Source organism: Winslowiella sp. 2C04, assembly GCF_050037805.1.
Lineage (GTDB): Bacteria > Pseudomonadota > Gammaproteobacteria > Enterobacterales > Enterobacteriaceae > Erwinia > Erwinia toletana_A.
Genome location: NZ_CP188300.1, coordinates 2,800,187 through 2,824,031, shown reverse-complemented (window position 1 = coordinate 2,824,031; position 23,845 = coordinate 2,800,187). Strand labels below are relative to the sequence as shown.

The 23,845-nt window shown below is 50.8% G+C and carries 19 protein-coding genes; 13 read left to right on the top strand and 6 right to left on the bottom strand.

Annotated elements, in window-relative coordinates; genetic code table 11:
• Positions 1-100: 100 nt before the first annotated feature.
• The 5 genes from ACP3TC_RS12635 to rne form a co-directional block, all read right to left on the bottom strand.
• The gene (locus tag ACP3TC_RS12635; protein WP_313857016.1) at positions 101-418 is read right to left on the bottom strand and encodes a phage holin, lambda family; all 318 of its coding nucleotides are present in this window, start codon (positions 416-418) and stop codon (positions 101-103) included.
• A 32-nt stretch (positions 419-450) separates the two neighbouring features.
• A complete protein-coding gene (locus tag ACP3TC_RS12630; protein ID WP_313857017.1) occupies positions 451-861 on the bottom strand; it encodes a winged helix-turn-helix domain-containing protein in 411 nt (136 codons plus the stop codon).
• A gap of 132 nt (positions 862-993) precedes the next feature.
• Entirely contained in the window at positions 994-2,142 is a 1,149-nt protein-coding gene (locus ACP3TC_RS12625; RefSeq protein ID WP_426816573.1) for a hypothetical protein, read from the bottom strand.
• Between the two features lie 84 nt (positions 2,143-2,226).
• Entirely contained in the window at positions 2,227-7,872 is a 5,646-nt protein-coding gene (locus ACP3TC_RS12620; protein ID WP_426816572.1) for a hypothetical protein, read from the bottom strand.
• Between the two features lie 496 nt (positions 7,873-8,368).
• Positions 8,369-11,794 (bottom strand): ribonuclease E, encoded by a 3,426-nt coding sequence (rne, locus tag ACP3TC_RS12615; protein ID WP_426816571.1) that lies wholly within the window; start codon positions 11,792-11,794, stop codon positions 8,369-8,371.
• A 572-nt stretch (positions 11,795-12,366) separates the two neighbouring features.
• On the opposite strand from rne, the gene rluC reads away from it, so the two are divergent.
• Positions 12,367-13,317 (top strand): 23S rRNA pseudouridine(955/2504/2580) synthase RluC, encoded by a 951-nt coding sequence (rluC, locus tag ACP3TC_RS12610; RefSeq protein ID WP_313857023.1) that lies wholly within the window; start codon positions 12,367-12,369, stop codon positions 13,315-13,317.
• Between the two features lie 45 nt (positions 13,318-13,362).
• Here the strand turns inward: rluC and ACP3TC_RS12605 are convergent, their stop codons facing one another.
• The gene (locus ACP3TC_RS12605) at positions 13,363-13,953 is read right to left on the bottom strand and encodes a Maf family protein (protein ID WP_313857677.1); all 591 of its coding nucleotides are present in this window, start codon (positions 13,951-13,953) and stop codon (positions 13,363-13,365) included.
• Between the two features lie 144 nt (positions 13,954-14,097).
• Here ACP3TC_RS12605 and yceD point away from each other — a divergent pair, with 144 nt between their 5' ends.
• From yceD to holB, 12 genes are all read left to right on the top strand, one after another.
• The gene (gene yceD / locus ACP3TC_RS12600) at positions 14,098-14,619 is read left to right on the top strand and encodes a 23S rRNA accumulation protein YceD (protein WP_052897865.1); all 522 of its coding nucleotides are present in this window, start codon (positions 14,098-14,100) and stop codon (positions 14,617-14,619) included.
• A 14-nt stretch (positions 14,620-14,633) separates the two neighbouring features.
• On the top strand, positions 14,634-14,804 hold the full coding sequence (gene rpmF / locus ACP3TC_RS12595) for a 50S ribosomal protein L32 (RefSeq protein WP_072133164.1): 171 nt from the start codon (positions 14,634-14,636) through the stop codon (positions 14,802-14,804).
• A 26-nt stretch (positions 14,805-14,830) separates the two neighbouring features.
• On the top strand, positions 14,831-15,865 hold the full coding sequence (plsX, locus tag ACP3TC_RS12590; protein WP_313857025.1) for a phosphate acyltransferase PlsX: 1,035 nt from the start codon (positions 14,831-14,833) through the stop codon (positions 15,863-15,865).
• Between the two features lie 6 nt (positions 15,866-15,871).
• The gene (locus ACP3TC_RS12585; protein ID WP_313857026.1) at positions 15,872-16,825 is read left to right on the top strand and encodes a beta-ketoacyl-ACP synthase III; all 954 of its coding nucleotides are present in this window, start codon (positions 15,872-15,874) and stop codon (positions 16,823-16,825) included.
• Positions 16,826-16,841: 16 nt separating this feature from the next.
• Positions 16,842-17,771 carry an ACP S-malonyltransferase gene (gene fabD / locus ACP3TC_RS12580; protein WP_426816570.1) on the top strand — a complete coding sequence of 310 codons (930 nt, stop codon included), beginning with the start codon at positions 16,842-16,844 and terminating at the stop codon, positions 17,769-17,771.
• Positions 17,772-17,784: 13 nt separating this feature from the next.
• Entirely contained in the window at positions 17,785-18,519 is a 735-nt protein-coding gene (gene fabG / locus ACP3TC_RS12575; protein ID WP_052897871.1) for a 3-oxoacyl-ACP reductase FabG, read from the top strand.
• 154 nt (positions 18,520-18,673) lie between these two features.
• On the top strand, positions 18,674-18,910 hold the full coding sequence (gene acpP, locus ACP3TC_RS12570) for an acyl carrier protein (protein ID WP_052897872.1): 237 nt from the start codon (positions 18,674-18,676) through the stop codon (positions 18,908-18,910).
• Between the two features lie 87 nt (positions 18,911-18,997).
• Positions 18,998-20,239, top strand: a complete 1,242-nt coding sequence (fabF, locus tag ACP3TC_RS12565) for a beta-ketoacyl-ACP synthase II (protein WP_313857028.1) — start codon at positions 18,998-19,000, stop codon at positions 20,237-20,239.
• 142 nt (positions 20,240-20,381) lie between these two features.
• Positions 20,382-21,179, top strand: a complete 798-nt coding sequence (gene pabC, locus ACP3TC_RS12560; RefSeq protein ID WP_426816569.1) for an aminodeoxychorismate lyase — start codon at positions 20,382-20,384, stop codon at positions 21,177-21,179.
• A gap of 15 nt (positions 21,180-21,194) precedes the next feature.
• Positions 21,195-22,217: a cell division protein YceG gene (gene yceG / locus ACP3TC_RS12555; RefSeq protein ID WP_313857031.1), complete on the top strand. Its 1,023-nt coding sequence runs from the start codon at positions 21,195-21,197 to the stop codon at positions 22,215-22,217.
• Positions 22,207-22,839, top strand: a complete 633-nt coding sequence (tmk, locus tag ACP3TC_RS12550; protein WP_313857032.1) for a dTMP kinase — start codon at positions 22,207-22,209, stop codon at positions 22,837-22,839. The genes yceG and tmk overlap by 11 nt, the downstream gene beginning before the upstream one ends.
• Positions 22,839-23,843, top strand: a complete 1,005-nt coding sequence (gene holB / locus ACP3TC_RS12545) for a DNA polymerase III subunit delta' (protein WP_426816568.1) — start codon at positions 22,839-22,841, stop codon at positions 23,841-23,843. Before tmk ends, holB begins: the two co-directional genes overlap by 1 nt.
• Positions 23,844-23,845 lie beyond the last annotated feature (2 nt).

Sequence of the window (23,845 nt, the reverse complement as noted above, 5' to 3'; positions counted from 1 at the left end):
GTTATTCTGATCTTGATGGTGTAATTTTTCACTGGCTATTTTTATTCAGTTTTTTTATCCCGTTAGTCGCAAACAGCACTAACGGGATGTTTTAATTGTGCTAACTCTTTTTATCCCAGTAGTTGCGGAAAAAAGATTTAAACCCTTTACGAATATCTTCGGCTCCTAACAGGCCGATAAATACACTGCTGAGGGTTTCCCAGTCGCGTGAAATATTAAGCAGCATTAACAGGTCCACCACAAACCACGCCAGCATGGCGCAGATGATTCCCTCGGAAATTCTTCGTTTCCATGAGCAATCCTTATAAATGTTAAACAATATCGACAGACTGGCTGCAATCAAAGCATTGAACAGCTGATGGACATGTTCATCGCTGAGAATATTTAAAGTCAAATACCAGGGTGTTGTTGGCAGCATAACAACTCCTTAAGTAATGGTCACATTCAGGGCTATGCTCTTAACAGAATGCTGATTTTATCAAACATCTCATAGATAAAACCCTTGCGCGGCGTTTCTGTTTTACTGAATCGTATCTCTCTGGCATGTTTTTCATTTATCTGATATCCAAAACGCGGAATAGTGATAATAATATCATTAAGGCCAATAGAGGAGAGGGCTTTTCTTAACAGATATATCTTCTGAATCAATGCAGGTTCGTAATTAAAATGCCGGTTGCACTTGCCCCATAGCAGAGAGATTAATTCATCCTTATGCATCGGTTGCCACGACTCTGTTTGCAGCAACGCTTCAAAACAACGGCTTTGAGTATGAGTGAGTGTAAGATCATCATGATGGCGACAAATAAACGTCCTGCTGTTCATGTCGTATTCAATGTTAGTAGTTATATGCACCTTAGTCATATCTCTCTCCATTTAAATATGCATTTGTTGCTTTTCCTCGGATTTAACCTGGGAAAGAACTCATTTTTCAGGTGGGGATACCGGGTCGAAAGAGTCACTCTTATATTATTAAGTAATAATTTTACGTTTATCTCAGAAATTAATGCTTTCGATGGTTTCGATTTTTAGGTCCTCCTTATCTTTAGTTGTATCAGATACATTAGCCAGTTCAAGTACGGCATAAAACTCCCAGGTTGAGATGCTTTCTGCGGTGGAAAAATACAGTACCGCAACCGATTCATTATCGGTATCCTCTTTCAGGGAGGAGGTCTCAGATAGTGAAATTTCCTCTAGGCTATGTTGATTTTCTTTTGGGTAAACCCACATTCTCTGGCTGGCAATTTTGCTATCAGAGGCGATTCCGGTCGCGATCATCAAAAATCTCTCGCTATCGTCCATGGTTAAAATTTGCTCTGAAATCGCATAAGTGTTACCGCTAAGATTATTTCCCTCGCCGTTAACTGATACTCGGGTTAAGGTTTTGTCATCATGTGCCTGATAAACAATATTGGTTTTTATTTTTTCACCGGGGGAAAAGGTATCAGTCTCGCCAGGATAGTTGATATTTACCCATGGGTAGTCTTTCGGTTTTGGGATAGCAAGATCGTGCGTAGTCACAAACTCCTTATTCTGGTCGTCAATAACTTTAGCCTGAAGTAAGAAATCCTCTGCAATAAACAACCAGCGTTTAGACACTTTTAACGATTTTGTGTCATAAGGCATATCATGAATTTTCCATTCACCTTGCCATTTCTTATAGCTGATAATTAATCTTTTGATTGATGTTCCGGATCGCGCTGCGGCCGACACCTCTATATCAACGACTTTATACTCGTCTAAGGCATGAGTTGTTGGTTTAATAAATTTCACCGTCGATTTATAGGTTACTGCCTTATCGTTATTTCCTGCCTGATGCCAGTAAGTGAGGCCTTTATTTTGATCCGAGAGTGGTTTCATTTCAATCCGGGTTCCATCAAGATGGTAAAACTTTAGACGCCCATCTTTCAGAAGCTCGCTTTGACTGATTTTTACCGGATTTTTTTGTTCATCAAGTAATAACAAGCGAACGCGCGCTGCTACCTGATTTTTGCCATTACTGTAAATTACTGCCGAACGAGCAGAATCATCGCGATATTCTAAATGGAATTCAGAAATATATTTAACTTTATCTGCGTTATCCTGAATGCATTCAGGTATATCGCGAAAAAAAATATTCTTATTCTTTTTATTTGATGTTTTCATATTAATTTCCTTAAGTTGCAGGCGTGATGATTATCATTGCTGACTTCCTCCCCTCCGTTCTGTCAGAGGGGGGAAGTGATTTAATTACGGAAAGAGCGGGATAAATGAGTCAGCTTTATACTTTATGGTGATTGTGCCATGGTTGCCATAAACATCGATCACTTCAACAACAGAGTTGTTATTGATATTGTTCCAGTCCATCTGATCAAAATCCGAACCCAGCTCAGGGCTGCATATCTGCATGCGATAGATCGAGAAATACTGATATGGCGGTATGGTTTTATCAGTAAAGTTATAAGTCGCATCCATTTCATACTCAAATGTTACCCCCTGATAAACATATTCATGTAAATTCCAGCGGGTATCGAAAGCTAACCCCATCTGCCAAGGATCGCTATATGGCTTCGGTACAACTGTCCAGAAGTTAATATTATAGTCGGCCCCTTTTTGGCCGAGTAAAGCACTAACCGGTTTAAAAAGAGGGAAGTTTGACCATTCCCCCATAGAACCACCGCTATAGGTAGTGCCGGTATTTTTGACAGAAACCAGCGCCTGAGGTGTAGAGGTATAAATAAATCTGAACTCCTGGTAGAAGATATAACACTGTTTACGATTAGGGTAGCCATCAAAATACTGTTTATCTGCAGCAGGAATGGTGGTCATTTCCCAGTTGCTGGTATTGGAGTAGTTAATAGCTTGCAAGGTTTCAATCGTTAATTCTTCATGATCCTTAGAGGTTTCCGATACATGCGGTAAATCCAGCTGAGCATAAATCTGGTACATATTACCTGTCTCAGCGGTAGCAAAATAGATTACGGCTGTCGATTCATTGTCATCCTGCCCGGATGAACTGTTAACCTGGCGGGATTCCTGTAGGGCAGAAAGATAAATATTGTGACGTTGTTCCTCACCATTTTCATTACTCCACAGAGCCGCCGTTAATTGTGCCGTGTAGTCTGGCATGGTGATGGTATAGTTTTTATTAATAAAACTCTGATCAACGTTGATATTTTCAATGGTATCACCGTCGAAGGATAATGCGACGCCGGTTAACTTTTTGCCTTCTTTAGCCTGGAATGAGACGTTGACCGCGACCTTTTCAGCGGCGGTAAACTCAGCATTGTTTGATGGAGTATTGATAATTACCCACGATTTATCCTTAGGAGCAGGAATGGTTAACAGGTGGGTGGTGACAATTGACTGATCTTCACTGTCGGTGGTCGTGGCCTTCAGCGTGACTTCACCAGCAGGCAAACACCAGTTTGCTTTCCAGTTCACTCTCGCAGCGTTGTAAGACTCGCTGGCGATTAATGTTTCTTTACCATCGATAACATAACTGACCACCAGTTTTTTAATTGGCTTAGCCGTTGGTGACCAGGCATCTACCTCTAATTCTACTGTGTTAAAGGTCGCTATTGAGCGCGTAATCGGTTTGGTAAATTGCACCGAGCCTTTATATTCGACGACTTTGTCGTAATCTCCGGCGACATTCCAGTAAGTCAGCCCGCTATTACCATCAGAAATCGGCTTCATTGCCAGCTGCGTACCGTCATGCAGGAAAAACTTCAGGCGATTATCCTGCAACAGTTGCTGCTGACTCAGTTTAACGGGTTTGTTATCTTTGTCCCATAACAGTAATCGTACCTGAACCGGTGCCTGATTCCAGCCATTACTGTAAATTACCGCAGAGCGCGCGGAATCATCGCGGTATTCAAAGTGGAATTCTGCTATTGAAGTGACTTTATCGGCATCGTCTTCCAGTTGATTACCGTTATCACTGACGCCATAGGCGGAATAGGTAATTACCCGATCATCGTTTACCGTCACCACGCTCTGTTTGGCATCGGTAGTGATCATGTTAACTTCTGTATCACCTTTATCATGATGTACTTCCGCTACGTTGCCACCCGCGGCATAGCGCAGCGAAATATTTTTGTCTTTGGCCGCGTCCTGTTGTCCATCGCCAGCCGTGATCCATTCGTTGACCAGCTGGCTGGCCTGATAGTAAAGACGATGATTTTCACCCGACGCGGTGATCTTCTGGCTGACGAGGGTATTGTGCGCGTCGTAGCTGTAATCACTGGCTCCCTCAATGCCCTGTAATCGGCCAAGCGCATCATAACTGAGAATACGCTTAGCCTGGTCCTGCGTCATGCGGCCACAGGCGTCGTATTTCAGTTTGATAACCGTCGGATCAGCGCTACCGACGGTAGTTTGCAACCCGGTTAACTGGCAGGGATCATCCGGATTCTCAAACAGGTAGGTGGTAGTGTGCAGATCACCGCTGGTTAGCTTAGTGACGCAGCTGACAATATTACTCAATGCATCAAAGCTGAAGGTCTGTTGCGTAAAGGTTTCGCCACTCTCCAGCTGTGGCAGACGAGTGCCTTCGCAGCGGAAAACCACCAGGCGGTTACGATTGTCGTAGGTAAAATATTCTGCCAGTTCGGTGTGGATGCCCAGTTCATGCTGGCGAGCGCTGAGCTGATGATTTACACCCCAGAACTGTTTAATAGTGCGCACCTCGCCACTGCTGTACTTCATTGAGCGCTGGGATTCGCGCCCCTGTTCGTCACGCGTCACGCTTGTGGTTACCGTGTCGTTGGAGATCAAATCGGTGGCGGTCCATGAAGACAAGCGCTTCAAATCATCATATTGCAGAACAATAGTCAGTTGGTCCGTAGTGATACTGGAGAGATAACCCTGCGGGCTGTAATGGCGCAGCTGCTGTTCGCCGCCGATGTCTTCAGAACTTTGCAGCGAACCCAGCAGTGAATACTTAAAACTACTGGATTTATCACCGCCAGCTAAGATATCAATGGTTTTCTCTTCGACCCGGCCAGACGGAAAGTATGACCATTGGCTTTCGGTGTTGCTACCTTCGCTACTGCTGTTAAGCTGGCCAGTATTGGTGTTGTAGCTGAATGTCTGCGTCACGCTACCGCTGCAGGTATTGTGGTTAGCAAAAATTCGTGTTGGCGCCTCGCCCAGTGCCGGATCGCTGGTGAAGTTTTGTACGGCACCATCCGGTGCGGTGACGCTGGAAGGATGTTGCTGCCAGTCGTTGACGTAGACATAACGATATTTTCTGCCGCCGTTTTGGGTCTCAAGCAGGCGGCCGAGCCCGTCAAATTTTTGGGTACCGAGCGTGGTGGCCTCTTTGTCTCCCGGAGCAGTGATGCTAATCAGCACTGGCAGCGCTGAAGATGAAAATGGCACATACTGCTTTTCAATCATTGATCCGTCAGGCAGGGTAGTTTTGATGACCCGACCATAAATATCATAGTCATAACGCGTTACACGCCCGTTTTCGTCAGTATTCTGGCGCAAACGGCGGCCTGCATCCCAGTCCTGGTAGGTAGAGCTGTAAACCTGTTCTTCAAGCGTCAGCAAATCAGCCCTGATCGGCAGTTTTGACGTGGCGTCGTGATAAGTCACCTGCTTCGTGCTTTGCGCCTTATTGTCGCCAGTTGTCCAGTGAGTGGCAGTGAGCAGCACCGGGTCGGTTACATGATGGCCGGCTATGTTTTCGTCTTTACTCGCTTCTGCTGCCAGCTGACCCCAGTCATCCCAGCTACGGGTTATTGTCTGAGTAATCATAGCCGCGTCATCCTCTTCATCATCATGAGAGGGCAGGGTATCGGCATACAGAGACTGAAAACAGCGCCCCTGAATATCGTAGTTATGCTGCTGGAATGGCGTCCAGCCCAGGCTGTTGTCGCGGTCAAACAGTTCATCGATCAGCTTACGGCCAAGCGGGTCGCTGGTCGTGCGTTTTTGATTACCAAGAGTATCGGTGTGCACCACCTGAGGTAATCCCTCAGCGCAGGGGTTAAGCAGATATTGCCAGCTCTCCCTGGCGGTGTAGGCCGGTAAATCCGGATGATGTATCTGGCTAATCAGTCGGCCCGCCGGATCGTATTCCAGTTTGACAGTATTACCCGCCGCATCGGTTGTTGACAGCAGCTGCCCCGAGTGGACTGACTGAACGCGCTTATGGATGAGGGATAATTTATCATGGGTGTCAATCTGGACCTGCTGAGCAAGGGTGCCGGCGGTATAGTCAGCGCTAAAAGTGAAGGCTTTGCTGTGCGTATAGACTTTGCCGTCGCTGCCGTGAACGTCAACAACCTGACTTTTCATGCGGCCAGTTTCAAGAGCCGCAGCGGTGGCATAAGTAAATTTCTCGACTGACAATACGAGGTTATCAGCACTGTGCGTTACCTGTGACTGGAGTACCGCATAGCCCGGAGCGGTGTTGTTCCAGCTGTCCAGCCGAAGATACTGGTAATCGGTTTTCAATACCGGAGTGTCGTGATATTTATCGGCTGGCGGCGTTACCTGCTGCTGACGCATAAAGCGGGTAAATCCGTTGGGTTCTGCCGGACAGAGGTTTTCCACGCCGGTGGCAGGAAACCATGTATAGCGGGTCTCTGTGCCATCGGAGGCCACTTTATTGGTGATATTGCCGAAGGCGTCATAAGTAAAGCGGGTAGTCTCTGTCCGCGAGGTGCCTGCAGCATTGGTCCAGCTGGAAGATTGCTGTTTAGGCAATTGAAAGGTATTGGGTTGATCGTCAAAGTCTTCGCCGATGACGGCGTAATATTCTGTTTCGCTCAATACCACATTGCTGCTGCCAGCCTGGGTGTGTTTTTCTGAAACCAGCAGATGATAATTATTATAGTGACGCTCGATAACCCGATCGGCAATCGTCTTGCCGTCACCCTTCAGAGTCTGTACCGAAGAGTAGTCGTAAGGGTTAAGAATGCCGTAAAGGTTATCATCGTCTTCAGCAAAAGAAGAATAGGACTCCCCGTAGCCGAGATAATTAGTTTCCGTTGAATAACTGAACGTCTGGACAATCTGTTCCATATGAGAACTGTCTGCCGTGGACTGGCGATAGGTAGTGACGGCCGGATAAGAACCGCTGACATCGTCAATGGAATATTTCATCAGGCCATTGGTATATTCAACTTGTTGGATCAATTTGGTTGGGCTGATGACCTGGTTCAGCACATTTTTTTCATGGATCTGGGTGTCGTTGTCCCATGCCAGATCCCATTGCAGCACCGGAGTGACACTGGTATTGCGAATGGTGGTCAGATAATCATTTTTTAGCGCCAGTTCAATAATTTGTTCTTCGGCGGTATCAGGCCATAACGTTATTTCGACGTTTTCAGCCGCATAGGTAAAAATGCAGACTGTTTTTCCTCTGCTGTCGCTGATATCCAGCAGTCTGTTATGCCATGGACTAATTTCCCAATTCAGCTCAACGTAATAACCCATCGGGCTATGAATTGTTACCGGCAGATAAATGCCACTGCGTTTTTGCTCTAATACTTCGATGAGACCTGATTTGTGAGTGATGGTATATCCATCATCTTTTTTGTTGAAATGAACACTGTCGATTTTTTGTTGGCGAATAATTGGCTGGCTTTCTTCATCATCATCTTCAACTATTTTAAAGCGCTCGCCGGAGCTGAGGATCAGGCTACGACTATTGCTATTATAGCAACTCACCCCGAGAGTCATGCCAATACCCAGCTGATAATCGTTATCGCTGTCCAGTGGGCAATAGCTTAATGCCAGCGGAAATACAGGCCCGAGTGTATTATTACCGTGAAAATTATTAACGGGAAAGTTAAACATAAAAAGCCCGGTACGGGGATCGACGCCGCCGGATACGGCGCTAAAGAAATTGTGCGCCTGAGTATAAGGCTGAGTTGTCATTTTAAGCTCCTTTTTAAATGAAATGCATTAAGCCAGCTGGCTTAATATTATTGCTCCTGGGTTTTATTAAAAATAACAACGGTAATTAATCGAGTAAAGAAAATTCGCAATAAACAACATCTATTTTAAATTATTGTTTTTAACCATGTAATTTGTGATCTTATTTGTTTAATTTATTTTTGTGAGATTCTAAAATAATCACTTTGTTTTTTGTGATGTTCAATTTAGTGAGTTAATTGAGTGATTCAGGCTAATCTTATATTAATGCCCAGGTTTTTTTGAGTGGTTTATTTATTTTTTACTGTTATGGATATCATATTTTGATGATATTTGCGCTGAAAATGGAAGTGAGAAGAAAAGAGGCAGTATTGCGAATCATTAATCGCGTTATAGCGAAAAAGTGAAAAAAACACCCTGACAGCGGATAGCTGGCAGGGTGTCAGATAGTGCCTCGGAAACTGCCCGACGCTGAAGCCGGGCGTTTTAACCTGAGCGACTAGGGTTTGGTCGCCGGTGCTGTTGCATGATGACTGGCAGCATGGCCGCCTGCTGCACCTTTACCGTCAAAGTCGAAGCCAGGACGAACCCAGTCACTGTGACGCGCAGGCTCTGGCTGCCAGACCGGTGCCGGCGCTTTAGTCATCGGCGCGCTGGCATGGTGTTTCCAGTTAACCTGAGCGTTAGCATCGGCAATAACTGGCGCAACAACCGCTTCGTCGCGAGCCGGAACCGGAGCATGTGGCTCATTAAACGCAACGGCAGGAGCTTCATCAGCCACTTTCGGCGCGCTGGTCACTTCAGCTGCTGGCTCAGCGACTTCTGCAGCATGGGTGATTTCTTCAACCTGCGCTTCGAGCGTTTCACTGACCTCAGCCACACTGTTGCTGGCAATTTCACTGGCCACTTCTGCAGTGACTTGTGGCGCAGCTTCTTCAACTGTCGGAGCAACTTCCGCTGCTGCTTTGCTGGCTTCGTCAGCTGGCTCGGCGGCGGCAGCAATCTGCTCTGCAACCGGCTCGTCAGCGGCTACGATCACCGCTGGCTGCTGGTCAACCGGCACTTCAATGGCGGCGGTTTCTTCTGTCTCAACCAGCGTGACTTCGGGTTCCGGCAGTTGCTTTGGTTCCACTTCGGTAACCGAGTTATCGACAGCGGGCTGCTCAGCAACGGCTGGCGCTGCATCATGCTGCGGCAGGGCAACGGCAGCAGCGCCTGGCTGTTGCTGTTCCTCAACGGCAGTGTTCTGCAATTCAACCGGGGCGTGATCTTCCGTAGCCTGGGTAACCGGATAGCTAACCCACACTTTACCGGAAGCCATTTCTGGTGATGCCGCAGCAAAACCTAAAGGCATCGGTGACTGTGCCGGGTAACGCTCGTCACGATAACGGCGACGACGCTGACCGCTTACGCGCAGGTGACGAGGTGAGCGACGTGAACGGCGCGGCATATTGTTGCTGTCGCGGTTGTCCACTTCATCCTGCTCATCAGTCGCAACGGTTGCTTCGACCGGTGCCGGTAAGGCAACTGCCGCTGGTGGCGCTTCTGGCTGCGCAACAGCATCGACGGGCTCTTTTGCAACCGGAGTGGATTCCGACTCATAGCGCACTTTCTGGCTCAGCTGACGCGGTTTACGACGCGGCATAACCTGCACATTTTCTTCGCTCTCAACGGCGTTCTGAACAACGGTTTCTTCTGTTACCGGCTGTTCAGCTTTCGCTGCATCTTGCTGCTGCTGGCGTTTCTCTTCCTGACGACGACGCTGGCGCTCGGCACGCTGATCACGACGCTGTTGCTGCTGCTCATCACGTTGTTGCGTGCGTGCTTCTTCGCTCTGTGGTTGACGGTCGTCACGTGGCTCAGCGGATGCAGCAACCGGGCGCTTGTTACGACGATTGTCTTCACGATTCTCACGCGGCTCACGATTTTCGCGGTTATCACGATTGTCGTTATTGCGATCGCGGTTATCACGATTATCACGGTTATCATTATTACGATCGCGGTTATCGCGGTTATTGCGTTCACCACGCTCACCATTGCGATCGCGACGGTTATTATTGTTGCGGCGGTTGTTGCGACGGTCATTGCGCTGCGGAGCCGCTTCACTGTTGCTGTCTGCTTTCTGCTCAGTGCTTGCCTGCGGAGCCTGCTCTTTGCTGGTTTCTTCAGCGGCGAACAGTTTCTTCAGGCCGCTAATCAGGCGGCTAATAAAGCCAGGTTGCGCCGTAGCTGCGGCTGTTGCGCTGGTTTTAGGCTGGGCGACAGGAGTGACGTTAACATCCGGAGCTGCGACTTTTTCCTGCGGTGCAGGTGGCGCATCAGGCATCACGAAAGCAGCCAGTGCCGGTTGCTCAGGACGCTTACGCTCGGCGTGTTCTTCTTCCGAAGGCAGCGCCATTTCAGCTTCATGCAGTTTTGGCAGATGGTAGCTGAGCGTCTGCGTCTCTTCGCCATTGCGTACCCGCAGTACCGAGTAGTGCGGAGTCTGCATTTGATCGTTAGGTACGATAATGGCACGCACACCGCCCTGACGTTTTTCGATGGCACTGACCGCATCACGTTTTTCGTTCAGCAGGTAAGAGGCGACCTGAACCGGCACAATCGCGTGGACTTCTTTAGTGTTCTCTTTCAGCGATTCTTCTTCAATCAGACGCAGAATAGAGAGTGACAGTGATTCGTTATCACGAATAGTGCCGGTGCCGCTACAGCGCGGACAAACGTGATGGCTGGATTCACCCAGCGACGGGCTGAGGCGCTGACGCGACATCTCCAGCAGGCCGAAGCGTGAAATGTGGCTGATCTGGATACGTGCGCGATCCTGACGTACCGCTTCGCGCAGACGGTTTTCTACCGCGCGCTGATGGCGCACCGGGGTCATATCGATAAAGTCGATAACGATCAGGCCGCCCAGGTCACGCAGACGCAGCTGACGGGCAATCTCATCGGCAGCTTCCAGGTTAGTGTTGAACGCCGTTTCTTCAATGTCACCACCGCGCGTGGCGCGTGCGGAGTTGATGTCGATAGCGGTCAGCGCTTCGGTAGTATCAATAACAATCGAGCCGCCAGAAGGCAGGCGCACTTCGCGCTGGAAGGCAGATTCAATCTGCGATTCGATTTGATAGTGGCTGAACAGCGGAATTTCACCGGTGTACAATTTAATTTTGCTGCTGAAATCGGGACGACCCAGGGCAGCGATATGCTGGCGAGCCAGCTCCAGCACTTTCGGGTTATCAATCAGGATTTCACCGATGTCCTGGCGCAGATAGTCACGGAAGGCACGCACGATGACGTTGCTTTCCTGATGAATCAGGAACGGAGCAGGGCGGCTGTCGGCGGCTTTTTTGATCGCTTCCCAGTGCTTCATGCGGAAGCTGAGATCCCACTGTAAGGCTTCAGCAGATTTACCAACGCCAGCGGTGCGCACGATCAGGCCCATGCCATCCGGCAGTTCCAGCGAAGAGAGCGCTTCTTTCAGTTCAGTGCGGTCATCACCTTCGATACGACGTGAGATACCACCGGCTCGTGGGTTATTAGGCATCAGAACCAGATAGCTACCCGCCAGGCTGATAAAGGTGGTTAATGCTGCGCCTTTATTACCGCGCTCTTCTTTATCAATCTGAACAATGACTTCCTGGCCTTCACGCAGCACATCTTTAATATTCGGGCGGCCGTGTGAATTGTAATTCGCTGGGAAGTATTCGCGGGAAATTTCTTTCAGAGGTAGGAAACCGTGTCTTTCAGCACCGTAATCAACAAATGCCGCTTCCAGACTGGGTTCAATGCGGGTGATCTTACCTTTATAGATGTTGGCTTTTTTCTGTTCGTGTCCTGGACTTTCTATGTCCAGATCGTACAGGCGTTGTCCATCAACAAGGGCAACACGCAGCTCTTCCTGTTGAGTTGCGTTTATCAACATTCTTTTCATCGTAACTTACTCATTATTCTTACATTAGTGACAAAGCTACGGGCATGGTAACGCTGGACGAGGAACAACCGATGGCCCCGTGTCTCATCGCAAAGCCGTCAACCTCACGGTTGTCGCCTGCTAAGGGGCGCAAAATCTCGGTAGCCTGTTTTTCATACGGAAAAAACAGCGCTTTTACGAGGGGGAACCACTACTGAATAACCAGAGAAAGTCTATCCCGTCTTGTCGTCCAGGCTGCAACCCGCAGCCCGCTAAATGCCTGATTTCACAATACGTCTTACGCCATTGCTGCGTGTGTATGCTATCCGGCAAAATTCCTTTATATCGCTATTAACTTGTATCACAAGATTTAGCGTGAAAAAACGCTAGCATTATTCCATTGCTAACCTTGTTATAGCAAGGTGACTTTTACCGCCTTGAGAAGTTTATTCCAGCTTTAATGCGTGTTTTTTTTAGGTTGCCAAAAAACCGCATAAAAAGTGCTCATAAACCGTGCTTTACAAGACAGACTGTCAGTTAAGCACATAAAAAGAGGTGGCGCTATTACCCCTCACTAATTAGAATCGCCGACCATGAAAACCAATACGCCATCCGTTAAAATGATCGCTATTTCCGCCGATGAAGCGGGACAACGCATCGACAATTTTTTACGCACGCAGCTGAAAGGCGTGCCCAAGAGCATGATCTACCGCATTTTGCGCAAGGGTGAAGTGCGCGTGAATAAAAAGCGCATAAAACCGGAATATAAGCTGGAAGCGGGTGATGAAGTGCGTATCCCGCCGGTGCGCGTTGCCGAGCGAGAAGAGGACGCGGTTTCACCCAAGCTGGCAAAAGTGGCCTCGCTGGCCGATGCCATCCTGTATGAAGATGATCATATTCTGGTGATGAACAAGCCGTCAGGCACTGCGGTACACGGCGGTAGCGGCCTGAGCTTTGGGGTAATCGAAGGGCTGCGCGCCCTGCGACCGGATGCCCGTTTCCTTGAGCTGGTGCATCGCCTCGATCGCGATACCTCAGGAATTTTGCTGGTGGCTAAGAAGCGCTCCGCGTTGCGTTCGCTGCATGAGCAGCTGCGTGAAAAAAATATGCAGAAAGATTATCTGGCGCTGGTGCGCGGGCAGTGGCCGTCGCATCTGAAAGTGGTGCAGGCGCCGCTGCTGAAAAATATTTTGCAGAGCGGTGAGCGTATTGTACGCGTCAGCAGCGAAGGTAAGCCGTCTGAAACCCGCTTCAAGGTAGAAGAGCGCTATCAGCACGCGACGCTGGTAAAGGCCAGTCCGGTAACCGGTCGCACCCACCAGATTCGTGTGCATACTTTGCATGGTGGTCATCCTATCGCCTTTGACGATCGCTATGGCGACCGCGAGTTTGATCGCCAGCTGGCCGGTACCGGGCTTAACCGTCTGTTCCTGCACGCGGCGGCCTTACGCTTTACCCATCCCAACACCGGTGAAGTGATGCGGGTGGAAGCGCCGCTGGATGAAAGTCTGAAACGCTGTCTGGCGATATTACGTCAGAAATAACGGCACGCTAGCACGGGAGCCGTTTTCGGCTCCCGTTGTCAGGGCTTATACCGCATTTAACAACGGGTCCATACCCGCCTGCCGTAACATTTCACACAGCGCTATCAGCGGTAATCCAATCAGCGTATTGGGGTCACGCCCCTCGAGCCTGTCGAATAGCGTGATGCCCAATCCTTCACTTTTAAAGCTGCCAGCGCAGTTAAGCGGCTGCTCTCTGGCGACATAAGCGCGAATTTCTTCATCCGTTAAGTGACGAAAGTGAACGGTAAAAGTTTCACATATCGTCTTTATCTGATGATTACTGCTCGAATAAAGTGCAAGACCGGTATAAAAAATAACAGACTGACCGCTCGCCTGGCGTAATTGCGCGCAGGCATTTTGTTCGGTATGCGGCTTACCCGTTATTTGATTCATTAGTACACAAACCTGATCGCTGCCGATTATCAGGTGGTCAGGGTAGTGGTTGCCCAGCGCCTGTGCTTTGGCTGCTGCCAGCCGCGAGACCAGCTGTGGCGCGGTTTCGTGCGCCAGTGGCGTCTCGTCAACCTGCGGTGCAGCGGTTATAAAAGGTAAGCCAAGTTTATTTAACAGCGCCTGGCGGAACGGCGATGTGGAGGCTAAAACTAAATTAGTCATCATTTTTTGCGGAATATATATAGCGAATCGGATAAAGGCATTTTAAACTATGCGCCGCACTGGATGCGAATAATGGGTGAAAGATGCTGTTAAACGGCCTTTTTCTTTGACTCTACGTCGTTACAAAGTTAATATGCGCGCCCTATGCAAAAGGTAAAATTACCCCTGACTCTTGATCCGGTACGTACGGCTCAAAAACGCCTTGATTATCAAGGCATTTACACACCTGAACAGGTGGAGCGCGTTGCCGAGTCTGTAGTCAGCGTGGATAGTGATGTGGAATGTACCATGTCGTTCGCTATCGACAACCAGCGTCTCGCTGTGCTGAATGGCACCGCTGAGGTTGCTGTAACCCTGTCGTGTCAGCGTTGCGGTAAGTCTTTCCCTCACCAGGTCCACATAACGTATTGTTTTAGTCCGGTGGTCAATGACGATCAGGCTGAAGCACTGCCGGAAGCGTACGAGCCGATCAACGTCAACGAGTTTGGCGAAATTGATCTGCTGGCAGTTGTCGAAGATGAAATCATCCTCGCATTGCCGGTCGTTCCGGTTCATGATTCTGAACACTGTGAAGTGTCCGAGGCGGACATGGTTTTTGGAAAGTTGCCTGAAGAGGCAGAAAAACCAAATCCATTTGCCGTATTAGCCAGTTTAAAGCGTAAGTAATAGGAGTAAGGTCCATGGCCGTACAACAGAATAAACCAACCCGTTCCAAGCGTGGCATGCGTCGCTCTCACGATGCTCTGACCACTTCCACTCTTTCCGTAGACAAAGTTTCTGGCGAAACTCATCTGCGTCACCACATCACTGCGGATGGTTACTACCGCGGTCGCAAGGTCATCGCTAAGTAATTCTTGCGAATACGCAAGGCGATACTTTGACACGTTTGACCCTGGCGATAGATGCCATGGGCGGGGACTTCGGTCCCTGCGTGACAGTGCCTGCCGCAATGCAGGCACTGGCCTCTAACTCGCAGCTGCATCTTCTTCTGGTCGGCGATCCCGACAAAATCTCGTCATCACTTGCCAAAGCTGATTCCGCGTTACAAGGGCGTCTGCAGGTTATCCCTGCCGAATCGGTTATTGCCAGTGATGCCAGACCGTCCCAGGCCATCCGCAACAGTCGCGGAAGCTCAATGCGCGTCGCGCTGGAGCTGGTCAAAGAGGGTAAGGCGCAGGCTTGTATCAGTGCCGGTAATACCGGAGCGCTGATGGGGCTGGCCAAGATGTTATTAAAACCGCTGGACGGTATCGATCGTCCGGCGCTGATGACGGTGCTGCCGAATCAGCAACAGGGTAAAACCGTGGTGCTGGATTTGGGTGCCAATGTAGAGTGCGATAGCGCGATGCTGGTGCAGTTTGCCATCATGGGCGCGGTGATGGCCGAGCAGGTGCTTGAGATAGCGCAACCCCGTGTTGCTTTACTCAATATCGGCCAGGAAGAGACCAAAGGGCTCGACACCATTCGCGATGCCGCAGCAATTCTGCGGGAGTCGTCGGATATCAACTATATTGGTTACGTCGAGGGCAATGACCTTCTGACCGGTAAAACGGATGTTTTAGTCTGCGACGGTTTCGTGGGCAACGTCACGCTGAAGACTATGGAAGGCGTGGTAAGAATGTTTCTTTCGCTGTTGAAACCCTCCGGCGAAGGAAAAAAACGGGCGTGGTGGATGACATTGCTCGGGCGTTTTTTAAAAAAACGCCTGGCGAAACGCTTTGGTCACCTCAACCCCGACCAGTACAATGGCGCTTGTCTGTTAGGATTGCGTGGCACCGTAATTAAGAGCCACGGCGCGGCAAATCAGCAAGCATTTGCTGTGGCGATACAACAGGCAGAGCAGGCGGTGCGGCGGCAAGTTCCTGAGCGAATTGCTGCCCGCCTTGAGGCTGTATTACCTAAGAGTGACTGAGCGTACATGTATACGAAGATTATCGGTACGGGCAGCTATTTGCCCGAACAGGTGCGGACTAACGCCGATCTGGAAAAAATGGTCGAAACGACGGACGAGTGGATTGTCACCCGCACCGGAATTCGTGAACGCCGCATTGCCGGTCCGGATGAGACCGTTGCCACGATGGGCTTCCACGCCGCTGAGCGCGCGCTGGAGATGGCGGGCGTTGATAAAGATGATATCGGGCTGATTGTCGTCGCGACAACCTCCTCAAGCCATGCTTTCCCAAGCTCGGCTTGTATGATTCAGCAAATGCTGGGCATCAAGGATGCAGCAGCATTCGACCTCGCTGCCGCCTGTGCAGGGTTTACCTATGCACTGAGCGTAGCCGATCAATACATTAAGAACGGCGCGGTTAAGCATGCGCTGGTGATTGGCGCAGACGTGCTGGCGCGTACGCTGGATCCGGAAGATCGTGGCACCATCATTCTGTTTGGTGATGGCGCAGGCGCAGTGGTGCTGGGTGCCAGCGAAGAGCAGGGCATCATTTCCACGCATCTGCATGCCGATGGCCGTTACGGTCAACTGCTGACGCTGGCGAATCAGGATCGGGCAAATCCGCAAGAAGTACCCTATCTTACAATGGCCGGCAACGAAGTCTTCAAAGTGGCGGTGACTGAACTGGCCCATATCGTTGAAGAAACGCTGCAAGCGAACAACCTTGATCGTGAAGCGCTTGACTGGCTGGTGCCGCATCAGGCCAACCTGCGTATTATCAACGCAACCGCCCGTAAGCTGGGTATGGGAATGGAAAAAGTGGTGGTGACGCTTGATCGTCATGGTAATACCTCTGCCGCTTCCGTACCGGCAGCGCTTGATGAAGCGGTGCGTGATGGACGTATTCAACGCGGTCAGCTGATTCTGCTGGAGGCCTTTGGTGGCGGTTTCACCTGGGGCTCGGCGCTGGTTCGTTTTTGATTAACAGGAACTTATAATGACGCAATTTGCAATGGTATTCCCGGGACAGGGATCTCAGGTTGTTGGCATGCTTGCTGACCTGGCGGCAGAAAATTCTGTCGTTGAGAGCACGTTCCGTGAAGCTTCCGCTGCGCTGGGTTATGACCTGTGGCAGTTAACGCAGCAGGGTCCGGCTGAAGAGCTGAATAAAACCTGGCAAACCCAGCCGGCACTGCTGGCTGCTTCTGTCGCCATCTACCGTGTATGGCAGGAAAAGGATGGCAAAGCGCCAGCGATGATGGCAGGCCACAGCCTGGGCGAATATTCTGCTCTGGTCTGTGCTGGTGTGCTGGATTTCGCTGAAGCGATCAAATTAGTTGAACTGCGTGGCAAGCTGATGCAGGAAGCGGTTCCGGCGGGAACCGGTGCAATGCAGGCGATTATTGGTCTCGACGATGCGTCGATTCAAAAAGCCTGTGAAGAGTCTGCTCAGGGTCAGGTTGTTTCACCGGTGAACTTCAATTCACCGGGTCAGGTGGTGATTGCTGGTAACAAAGAAGCGGTTGAACGTGCTGGCGCAGCCTGTAAAGCGGCTGGCGCAAAACGTGCGCTGCCGTTGCCGGTAAGCGTGCCGTCGCACTGTGCGCTGATGAAACCCGCAGCGGATAAACTGGCGGTAGCGCTGGAAAATATTACCTTTAATGCGCCAAAATTCCCGGTAGTGAATAACGTTGATGTAAAATGCGAAACGTCGCCTGAAGCGATTCGCAGTGCCTTAGTGCGCCAGCTTTACAGCCCGGTTCGCTGGACTGGCTGTGTCGAATTAATGGCGGCGCAGGGCGTGACTTCGCTGCTGGAAGTGGGTCCGGGTAAAGTTCTTACCGGGCTGACTAAACGTATTGTCGACACCCTGACGGCGGCGGCGGTTAATGACCCGGCCAGCCTGTCAGCGGCTATTGAACAATAACACGAGGAAAAACATGAGCTTCGAAGGAAAAATTGCGCTGGTAACCGGTGCAAGTCGCGGCATTGGTCGTGCTATTGCGGAAACGCTGGTGGCACGTGGTGCTAAAGTGATTGGTACTGCGACCAGCCAAAGTGGCGCAGATGCGATTAGCGCTTATCTGGGTGATAACGGTAAGGGCTTGCTCCTGAACGTTACCGACTCTGCTTCCATTGAAAGCGTGTTGGAAAATATTCGTGCTGAATTTGGCGAAGTGGATATTTTAGTCAATAATGCTGGCATTACGCGTGATAATCTTCTGATGCGTATGAAGGACGATGAGTGGCAGGATATCCTGGACACTAATCTGACTTCTGTGTTCCGCCTTTCCAAGGCGGTAATGCGCGCGATGATGAAAAAACGCGTGGGTCGTATCATTACCATCGGTTCTGTTGTTGGAACTATGGGTAATGCGGGCCAGGCAAACTACGCTGCAGCAAAAGCGGGTTTGATCGGCTTCAGCAAGTCACTGGCGCGCGAAATCGCGTCACGTGGCATTACCGTTAACGTTGTGGCTCCGGGCTTTATTGAGACGGACATGACGCGTGCGTTGAGCGAAGATCAGCGTACGGGCATTCTGGCGGAAGTGCCTGCGGGTCGCCTCGGCGACGCTCAGGAAATCGCCAATGCCGTTGCATTTTTAGCCTCTGACGAGGCAGCGTACATCACTGGTGAAACGCTGCACGTCAATGGCGGAATGTATATGGTCTGATAATCACGAAAACTATTTGCGTTATTTGGGGCAAAAGCCGCAAAATAGCGTAAAATCGTGGTTTGACCAGCCGGGATTTAGTTGCATCTTTTTCAACATTTTATACACTACGAAAACCATCGCGAAAGCGAGTTTTGATAGGAAATTTAATAGTATGAGCACTATCGAAGAACGCGTTAAGAAAATCATTGGCGAGCAGCTTGGCGTTAAGCAGGAAGAAGTTGTTAACACTGCCTCTTTTGTAGAAGATCTGGGCGCTGATTCTCTTGATACCGTTGAGCTGGTAATGGCTCTGGAAGAAGAGTTCGACACCGAGATTCCGGATGAAGAAGCCGAGAAGATCACGACTGTTCAGGCTGCAATTGATTATATCAATAATCATCAGAGCTAATTGAACATCATCAGGCGGTCGCTCGACCGCCTGAGTTTTTTTTTCCTTTCACACAGTGTCAATTTTTTCCCTCCCTGGAGGACGAACGTGTCTAAGCGTCGTGTAGTTGTGACTGGTCTTGGCATGTTGTCTCCTGTCGGCAATACCGTAGAGTCCACCTGGAGTGCTCTCCTTGCCGGTCAGAGTGGCATCAGCCTGATCGACCATTTTGATACTAGTGCCTACGCAACGCGTTTTGCTGGCTTAGTAAAGGATTTTAATTGTGAAGAATTTATCTCGCGCAAAGATCAGCGCAAGATGGATGCCTTCATTCAATATGGAATTGTCGCTGGCATTCAGGCCATGCAGGATTCCGGCCTGGAAGTAACGGAAGAAAATGCTGGCCGTGTCGGCGCAGCAATTGGTTCCGGGATTGGCGGTTTAGGTTTGATCGAAGAAAACCACAGCGCACTGGTTAACGGTGGACCGCGTAAAATCAGCCCATTCTTTGTTCCTTCTACCATCGTCAACATGATTGCCGGTCACCTGACAATTATGTATGGCCTGAAAGGCCCAAGTATTTCTATTGCTACCGCCTGTACATCTGGCGTGCATAACATCGGCCAAGCTGCGCGTATTATCGCTTATAACGATGCCGATGTGATGGTCGCAGGGGGCGCTGAGAAAGCCAGCACCCCACTGGGTATCGGTGGTTTCGGTGCGGCACGTGCGTTGTCTACGCGCAACGACAATCCTCAGGCGGCAAGCCGTCCATGGGATAAAGATCGCGATGGCTTTGTGCTGGGCGATGGTGCTGGCATGGTTGTACTCGAAGAGTACGAACATGCGAAAAAACGCGGCGCGAAAATCTATGCGGAAGTGGTTGGCTTTGGTATGAGCAGCGATGCCTATCATATGACGTCACCACCTGAGAATGGCGCAGGCGCTGCGCTGGCGATGGAAAACGCACTGAAAGATGCGCAACTGTCTCCGGAGCAAATCGCTTACGTTAACGCGCACGGTACGTCGACGCCGGCAGGTGATAAAGCTGAAACCCAGGCCGTTAAATCGGTATTTGGTGCGGCAGCGAAAACTGTGATGGTGAGTTCGACTAAATCCATGACCGGTCATCTGTTAGGTGCAGCTGGCGCCGTTGAGTCTATTTACTCAATTCTGGCGTTGCGCGATCAGGTCGTGCCACCAACCATCAACCTGGATAATCCGGATGAAGGTTGCGATCTCGACTTCGTACCACACACAGCTCGTCAGGTTAAGGGCATGGAATACACCTTGTGTAACTCTTTCGGTTTTGGCGGCACCAACGGGTCGCTGATTTTCCGCAAAGTTTAATTCTGTGATAATTGACCTCTGAGGCCCGCATTGGCGGGCCTTTTTTTTATCTTTATCATGTCGCTGCGACATTCGGAGAATTCTCGCGCCGCAGGCGGGTAAATTAAAAGCAAACAATGGTCACACAGGGGCAGGGCAGGGCATGGTCTGGATCAATGGTGAACGGCAGGACAAACTGGCAGTCAGCGATCGCGCAGTGCAGTTTGGCGATGGCTGCTTTACCACCGCGCGGGTGCGCGCGGGTAAAATCGACTGGCTGCCAGACCATCTGCAGCGTCTGCAACAGGGTGCCAGCCGGTTATTGATTGACGGCGTTGACTGGTGCGCGCTGGAAGCTGAAATGGTTTATGCGGCGCAACAGCAACATGACGGCGTACTGAAGGCGCTGATTACCCGCGGCAGTGGCGGGCGAGGTTACAGTGCGGCGGGCTGTCAGTTACCGACGCGCATTGTCTCAATCTCGGCTTATCCGGCGCATTATCACCGGCTACGCGAAAGTGGCGCGCGGCTGGTACTCAGCCCGGTGCGGCTGGGACAAAATCCGCTGCTGGCCGGCATCAAGCATCTTAACCGCCTTGAGCAGGTGCTGATCCGTACGCAACTTGAGCAGACTGGTGCTGACGAGGCGCTGGTGCTTGACACCGCAGGTAAGCTGGTGGAATGCTGTGCGGCCAATTTGTTCTGGCGTGAAGGGCAGCAGGTTTTCACGCCGCTGCTGACGCAATCCGGCGTCAGTGGCACAATGCGCCAGCGTATTATTAGCCTGCTGGAGCAACAGGGTTTTCACTGGCAGGAAGTCAGCGTGGAGATGAGTGCACTCGCCCGTGCTGATGAAGTGCTGATTTGTAATGCACTGATGCCCGTTTTGCCGGTTTATCAGATTGAAGAATGGCGTTACTCATCGCGTCTGCTGTTTGATCGGGTAAGCCCTCATTGCTAATTAGATGGATATTGCATGATTAATAAGCGAAAAGTTATCGCCGGGGCGATAGTTATTCTGGCGCTGATTGTCGCCTTCTGTTACTGGCAAATTCGCCAGTTTGCTGCATCGCCACTGGCGATTAACCAGGAAACCATTTTCACTCTGCCTGCGGGAACCGGTCGCGTCGCGCTGGAAGCGCAGTTAGAGCATGATAACATCACTCAACACAGCATCTGGTTTGGCGCACTGCTGAAGCTGGAGCCAGAGCTGGCGAAGTTTAAAGCCGGTACCTATCGTTTGCAGCCGCAGATGACAGTGCGTGAGATGCTGGCGCTGCTGGCCAGCGGCAAAGAAGCGCAATTTCCGATTCGCTTTGTTGAAGGTACGCGTCTGCAGGAGTGGATGGCAGAATTGCGCGCTGCGCCTTACATTAAGCACACGCTGAAAGATGACCAGTTTGCCACGCTGGCAGAGGCGCTGAAGCTCGACAGCGCCGATGGCGTCGAAGGTTGGTTCTATCCTGATACTTACCTGTATACCGCGAATACCACCGACGTTGCGCTACTGAAGCGCGCCAATCAGCGGATGGTAACGCTGGTGGACACTATCTGGCAGGACAGAATGCGCGATCTGCCGTACAAGACCCAAAACGATCTGGTTACCATGGCATCGATTATCGAGAAAGAGACGGCGGTTAACGATGAGCGGAGCAAAGTCGCGTCGGTGTTTATCAATCGCTTACGCCTCGGCATGCGGCTGCAAACCGATCCGACGGTGATCTATGGCATGGGCGAAAAGTATAACGGTAATCTGACGCGCAAAGATCTGGAGACGCCGACAGCGTACAATACCTATGTGATTAGCGGTATGCCGCCTGGGCCGATTGCGATGCCGGGTAAGGCGTCACTTGAAGCGGCTGCGCATCCGTTAAAAACCAGTTACCTCTATTTTGTTGCCGATGGTAAGGGGGGACATACCTTTACCACTAATCTGGCCAGCCATAATCGGGCGGTGCAGGTTTATCGTCAGGCACTGAAGGAAAAGAATGAACAGTAAATTTATCGTCATTGAAGGTCTCGAAGGTGCCGGTAAAACCACGGCGCGTGATGCGGTGGTTGCGGTATTAACGCAGCATGGCATCAGCGATGTGGTATTTACCCGTGAGCCGGGCGGAACGCCGCTGGCTGAGAAACTGCGTGATTTGATAAAGCAAGGTATTGAAGGCGAACAGGTAACCGATAAAGCGGAACTGTTGATGCTGTATGCCGCGCGGGTTCAGCTGGTGGACACGGTGATCAAACCGGCGCTGGCGCGGGGTGCCTGGGTATTGGGCGATCGTCACGATCTCTCTTCGCAAGCCTATCAGGGCGGGGGCCGCGGCCTCGATCGCCAGCTGATGGATGCGCTGCGTGATACCGCGCTGGCTGATTTTGCGCCAGATTTAACCCTGTATCTTGATGTTACGCCGGAAATCGGGTTACAACGCGCCCGTGCGCGGGGAGCGCTGGACCGTATCGAGCAAGAGTCGCTGAATTTCTTTGAGCGCACCCGCCAGCGTTATCTGGAACTGGCAGCTGCCGATCCACGGATTAAAACCATTGATGCGACGCAAAATATTGAGCAAGTGACAGCGTCACTTCAGTCGGTATTGCAGCAGTGGCTGACGGAGCAGGCATAATGAACTGGTATCCGTGGCTGAATCAACCTTACCGACAAATTGTTGAGCAGCATCAGGGCGATCGTGGTCATCACGCGTTGCTGATTCAGGCGCTGCCGGGTATGGGGGATGATGCACTGGTATGGGCGTTAAGCCGCTGGTTGATGTGTCTGCAACGCGACGGGCTGAAAAGCTGCGGACGCTGCCACGGCTGCCAGCTGATGCAGGCGGGTACGCATCCTGACTGGTATAAGCTTGAAGCGGAAAAGGGCAAAAGTTCGCTGGGTATTGATGCGGTACGTAGCGTCAGCGAAAAGCTTTATCACCATGCCCAGCAGGGCGGCGCGAAAGTGGTCTGGCTGCCTGATGCGGCGCAGTTAACTGAGGCCGCGGCCAATGCGCTGTTGAAGACGCTGGAAGAACCGCCGAAAAATACCTGGTTCTTTCTCAGCAGCCGCGAGCCGCAACGCCTGCTGGCGACACTGCGCAGCCGCTGCTTTAGCTGGCATCTCTCTCCGCCACTCGAGGCGCAGAGTCTTGGCTGGTTGCAAAAACAGACGCCGGCTTCCAGCGAGGCCTGCACCACCGCCTTGCGCCTGAGCAGCGGCGCGCCGGCTGCGGCGCTGGCGCTGCTGGACGAAAAGCATTGGGCGCAGCGTCAGCTGCTGTGCAGCCAGCTCTCCACCGCGTTGCAACAGGATTTGCTGAGCTTACTGCCAGTGCTTAATCATGAGGATGCCGCGGCACGTATTGGCTGGCTGTGCGCATTGCTGATTGATGCCATGAAGTGGCAGCAGGGCGGTGGTCAGTATGTTGCCAATGTCGATCAACAGGTGCTGATTGCACACATAGCCCAGCAGCTGCCCTCATCGGCGCTCGACAGCAGCCTGCGAAGCTGGATGACCTGCCGCGATCGGCTGCTGCATGTGGTAGCGGTTAATCGCGAACTGTTGTTAACCGAACAGCTGTTAAGCTGGGAACAAATTTTTAAACCGATGTCGTCGGTTCAACGCTTCAGAGAGTAATT